The sequence below is a fragment of the Oleiphilus sp. HI0067 genome, assembly GCF_001635735.1.
This window is the reverse complement of the sequence record NZ_LWFI01001651.1, coordinates 1-737: the sequence shown is the minus strand read 5'-3', so window position 1 is coordinate 737 and position 737 is coordinate 1. Positions and strand designations below refer to the sequence as shown.

2 protein-coding genes are annotated in these 737 nt (G+C 45.6%); both read left to right on the top strand.

Annotated features, from left to right (window positions below):
* Nucleotides 1-260, top strand: a 260-nt coding sequence (locus A3739_RS26620; RefSeq protein WP_304440321.1) for a cytochrome c-type biogenesis CcmF C-terminal domain-containing protein, incomplete at its 5' end; no start/stop codon positions are given.
* Nucleotides 261-737 (top strand): DsbE family thiol:disulfide interchange protein (locus A3739_RS26615; RefSeq protein WP_068503383.1); only part of this gene is annotated, 477 nt, incomplete at its 3' end. It abuts the gene before it with no gap.

Genomic DNA, 737 nt, shown 5'->3' with positions numbered 1-737 from the left:
ATTTCTCTCAAGCTAATCCCATGACTGAAGCTGGGATTGATCCGGGTTTGTTGCGAGATGTTTACGTGGCGATTGGAGAGGAGCTCGATGGCGGTGCATGGGCCGTGAGAGTTCAATATAAGCCCCTCATTCGATGGATTTGGCTTGGCGCAATTTTCATGTTTATTGCAGGTGGCTTAGCTGTGTTTGATAAACGTTATCGTCCTAAAGAAAAAGTGAGCCAAGTAGTGATGCCATCAAATTCGGAGTTTGCTAAGTAAATGAAGTCTCGTCTCGTATTCTTGACCCCTTTGATGTTAGCAGTCGGTCTAGGACTTATTTTATACACAGCTTTGGGCAAAGACCCGAGCAAGTTAGAAACAGCACGCCTGAACGATCCACTCCCAACATTTTCGTTACAATCGCTTGAATATCCAAGCAAATTACTCACTAACGCTGATTTAGGTGGGAAGCCTTCGCTACTTAACGTTTGGGCAACATGGTGCCCAGCTTGTAAGAGTGAGCACGGGTATCTGATGGCACTTGCACAACAAGGTGTTCCGATTATTGGTCTGAATTACAAAGATGATAGAGCGAAAGCGTTACAGTGGTTAGACAGGCTTGGTGATCCTTATTCGTTGAACCTATTTGATCCGCGAGGGAAGTTCGGGTTCGATTTAGGGGTGTATGGTGCACCAGAGACCTACATCATCGATCAAAATGGTGTAGTACGCTATCGACATGTCGGTGAGGTGAAT